The organism is Acinetobacter sichuanensis, from assembly GCF_003024515.2.
GTDB classification, from domain to species: domain Bacteria; phylum Pseudomonadota; class Gammaproteobacteria; order Pseudomonadales; family Moraxellaceae; genus Acinetobacter; species Acinetobacter sichuanensis.
In genome coordinates this window covers 1-4,196 of record NZ_PYIX02000093.1, presented here as the reverse complement: position 1 = coordinate 4,196, position 4,196 = coordinate 1, and the positions used below count along the sequence as shown (strand labels likewise).

Annotated in this window: 4 protein-coding genes; all 4 read left to right on the top strand. The window is 31.6% G+C overall.

Annotated elements, in window-relative coordinates; translation table 11 throughout:
- Positions 1 to 464, top strand: a 464-nt coding sequence (locus C9E89_RS23445; protein WP_116746713.1) for a Csu type fimbrial protein, incomplete at its 5' end; no start/stop codon positions are given.
- Between the two features lie 102 nt (positions 465 to 566).
- Entirely contained in the window at positions 567 to 1,292 is a 726-nt protein-coding gene (locus C9E89_RS21625; protein WP_107010188.1) for a fimbrial biogenesis chaperone, read from the top strand.
- 5 nt (positions 1,293 to 1,297) lie between these two features.
- Positions 1,298 to 3,643 (top strand): fimbria/pilus outer membrane usher protein, encoded by a 2,346-nt coding sequence (locus tag C9E89_RS21620; RefSeq protein WP_107010187.1) that lies wholly within the window; start codon positions 1,298 to 1,300, stop codon positions 3,641 to 3,643.
- Between the two features lie 11 nt (positions 3,644 to 3,654).
- Positions 3,655 to 4,098 carry a CYTH domain-containing protein gene (locus tag C9E89_RS21615; RefSeq protein WP_107010186.1) on the top strand — a complete coding sequence of 148 codons (444 nt, stop codon included), beginning with the start codon at positions 3,655 to 3,657 and terminating at the stop codon, positions 4,096 to 4,098.
- Positions 4,099 to 4,196 lie beyond the last annotated feature (98 nt).

Genomic DNA, 4,196 nt, shown 5'->3' with positions numbered 1-4,196 from the left:
TCATGAAGAAAATAATATTCGCATTATCGGCATGTATTCTTTCTACACCAATATTTGCAGCAACGGTGACTTCATCTATTCCGATGAGTGTTGAAATTGCAAAACAGTGTAGTTTTTCAAATGTCGCAACTGAAATCATTTTAAAAGAAGATGGTTCAGCAACAACAGCAGGTTATAGCGTCACTTGTAATACGCCCTATAGCATTTTTACAGACAATGCGAAATGGAATGGTGGTTGGAACTCATATATTTCCAATGCACAAGGTGAGCAGTTGAAAACGGGTGTTAGTACAACAGCATTGCAAGATGGCGTACTTTTACCAATACATGCTGGTTCAAGATTGAATCGACCGGGATATTCTGTGGATGATTATGTGATTAGTTTTGCTGTAACAGATCCAATTACGCCAACAACACGTGCAGGTGTTTATACCGATACCTATTTAGTAGATGTTGAATACTAATCAAGTTGTACATTTTAAGTTTGCATAAAAGATAAGTGATTTATCTTTTATGCCTCTATTTTTAAATTGATAAAACTCATTTGAGTTTGGGGATGCCTAAATATGCACATTTTAAAATATAAAAAAGCATGGTTATTAAGTTTGTTTTTTGTGCAGTCTATGGCACATGCAGATTTAACGATTTCCCCAGTTCAACTGTATATTACAGGTGAACGTCAACAGCGCAGTACGACCGCAAATTTAACCACAATGGGAGAAAAGTCAGATCGTACTTATGAATTGAGTGTTTTTCGTTGGACGCAAGATGAAGAAGGCAATGAAGTTTTAACACCCGATACAGATTTGGTGGTAAATCCTAAAGCATTGATTTTAAAGCCTGATAGTAAAAAAGTCATTCGTTTTGGCTTTAGACAACCTATTGATGCAATGAATTTGAAGCAAGAAGGAACATGGCGCGTTAAGTTTACAGAAATACCATCACCTTTACAAAAAACAGGGATGAATATTGCGCTGAATTTTAGTGTACCCGTATTTGTAGGTTCTGGTTTTAAGTCTGATCTGACATTCCGCTTTGGAAAAGACCAGCACAATAATACAACTTTAATTGCTAAAAATAACGGAACAGCTCATTTTCAAATTACAAAATTTAGTCTGCAAGATGCGACAGGGAAGAAACTCACCGAAGTCGATATGATGAAATATATATTGCCAAATCATCAAGTGACGATTCCTTTAAAAGGTTATACGCATACTTCTGGTCAAGCCGTTAAATTTGTAATGGAAAAAGAAACTGAAAAAGATCCCGTAATTTTTGCTATTGCGGAGTAGATGTTATGGGCAAAAGAAAATATAAACTCGTCTTCCTTGCAGTAATGGTTTTATTACACACTGAGCAAGCTAAGGCAGAAGTATTGCCTTTGCCAATAACGCAGCAAGATCAACAAGATGATGTCATCTTAGGGCTTTGGATTAATGGTGTGGATCAGGGGCAGGACGCTGTATTAATGATCTCTGATCATAAAAAATATATAGAGTGCCCAATATTAAAAAACAGCTTTATGGATTTAAATAAATTTCAACAAATAATGAAATCTGAAATAGCTTATTGTTTATTATCAGAAAATGATATTCAAATTGAACAAGATATCGATGCACAGTTATTAAAAATTACAATTCCTACACATTATATGCGAAGCCAAAATATTGAAAATTCTGCATTACAAATACCATCATTACCCGGTTTAGGTGGCTTTTTAAACTATAATGTATTTTATCAATCTGGAGATTATTCAGAACAAGCAAATGCAACCACAGATATCGGTATATTTTGGAAAAATACTTTTTTTAATAGTAACCATATTTTTAGAAAAAACTATTTACAAGATGAACAAAACTTTCAAAGCCATACCCGTTTAAATACAAGTCTAACTTTTGAGTTTCCTAAAAAATTTACGACTTTACAATTGGGTGATAATGTCAGTACGCCTACAGGTATTACACAATCTTATTATTTTGGTGGTTTTAGATGGGGAACGAATTATACATCACGTCCAGATTTTGTATATTGGAACACACCTTCTTTTCAGGGGAGTGCTTTAGTACCTTCTACAGTTGATTTAATTATTAATGGAAATAAAGCATATAATACAAAAATAAATCCTGGTGAATTTAATTTAAATAATCATATTAACTTTCGTGGTCTAGGTCAGGCAGAAATGATCGTGGAAGATATTATGGGAAATAAAACAGTACAAAATATTCCGATTTTTGTAAATGAGCGTTTATTGAAAAAAGGGCTGAATGATTATAGTTTATCAGCAGGGAAATTACGTTATAACTTTAGTGAAGACAGTGATGACTATCGTGAATGGTTTGGAAGTGCTTATTTTAGAAGAGGAGTAACAGAAAAAACCACTTTGGGCTCAGTATTAGATGTCAGTAAGGATCTTAAAAGTGTAGGTTTATTATGGAGTCAATATTTATATAAATTAGGATTATTTGAGTTAAATTCTGCTTATAGTGACTCTAAAAAAGGTGAGGGTTATACCGTCAGTACAGAATTTAAAAGAGATACAGAAAAATATAGTGTTGGAATAAAATCACAATATTATAGTGATGATTTTAACATGTTAGGTATGGAAGATAACTTAAATGGGCAAGGGTATTATTTTCCTGAACGTGAAAATTTAGTTTATATTTCTAAATCTAATATTCCAGTTTTAGGTAATTTATCATTAAGCTATGTTGAACAAAAATATAGACCTATTGCAGAACGAGATGATAAAAAAATATTTAGTATTCGCTCAAGCCGAAATTTATTTGAAAACTTAAATATGAGTTTAGGTGTTTCTTATGAAACAGGAAGTGAAAAAGACCATCGAGTTGATTTATCTTTAAGCTATCGTTTTAATGATAAACATTCAGCGTATTATAATCAAACTGATAATGATTCAAGCAATTTAACAATTATAAGAAATACTTCAAATGCAGTAGGTGTCGATTATGCCGTTGGAGCAGGTCGAGTACATGGAGAAAATACAGGCAATATTTCAACACGTATTAAAACTAAAGCAGCAGATTTAGATTTACAATATTTACAAACAGGTGATAGTCAACGCTATAGTGCAAACTTGATGGGTGCTGTTGCTTGGCTTGGAAATAGTTTTGGTCTGAGTAAATTAGTGAATAATGGATTTTCTTTAGTTAAAATTACAGAGAGTCCTAATATTGATGTTTATCGCAATGATTTATTCATTGGTAAAACAAATAAAAATGGTGAAATTTTTATTCATGATTTAATTCCATATACCAATCAGCATTTATCTTTTAATGAAAATCAACTTGAAATTGAAAATAAAGTTGAAACAGCAAGAAAAACGATTATGCCATTGAATAAACGTGGTTATATTGTTGATTTCCCTGTTGTGCATACTCGTGAAGTAAGTTTTAAATTGGTCGATGAAAAAGGAGAGTTATTACCACAAGGCAGTCAAATTATTGTAGATCAAAACCAAGATGATATTTATCCAATTAGCAGTGATTATATTGTGACTTTATATGGTTTAACACATGATATGCATATTCTAGATATAAAAGTTTCTGAGAATGAAAGCTGTAAAGCATATTTAGACTTAAAAAATAATGAAAATACACAACCACTCACATTAATCTGTAAGTAGGAGATATTGAAATGAGAAAACTTTTTTTAAAAATAGTGCTAACTTGTATATCACTTTTTATATATTCAGATGCTTTTGCAGCATGTACATTTTCAGATACTGGTGCAGGTATGATTCGTATTCAACCTACTACAGGGAGTACTTCAACATTACAGATTAGAGTAAAATGCGATACAGATTTTAATATTCGCTTTAGTAGTCAAAATCTACTTGATTATAGTGGTCAAAGTGTATTAAAAAATGAAACAGCAGGGCGTTATACCAAATTAAAAAATAGTATTTCCGTTCAGTATGATTTATCTGGAAATGCAGGTTCACAATGGCAAGTTGCAAAACAACAGCAAAAAAATAGACAGCATCAATATATTATTATTGCACGTTTGGGGATGGTGAATATTGCTAACTTAGTTGCAGGTGATTATAAAGACCAAATTAATATAGAGGTTGATTATTAATAAGCCAATCAAAAAAAGAATATTGATTGGCTTATTTTGAAAACATTAAACATTAAACATTAAACATTAAACATTAAACATTAAACATTAAACATTAA

What these genes read in the sequence shown, in the direction of transcription:
- C9E89_RS21625 (WP_107010188.1), top strand. Translation starts at nt 567, where the DNA reads ATGCACATTTTAAAATATAAAAAAGCATGGTTATTAAGTTTGTTTTTT.
- C9E89_RS21620 (WP_107010187.1), top strand. Translation starts at nt 1,298, where the DNA reads ATGGGCAAAAGAAAATATAAACTCGTCTTCCTTGCAGTAATGGTTTTA.
- C9E89_RS21615 (WP_107010186.1), top strand. Translation starts at nt 3,655, where the DNA reads ATGAGAAAACTTTTTTTAAAAATAGTGCTAACTTGTATATCACTTTTT.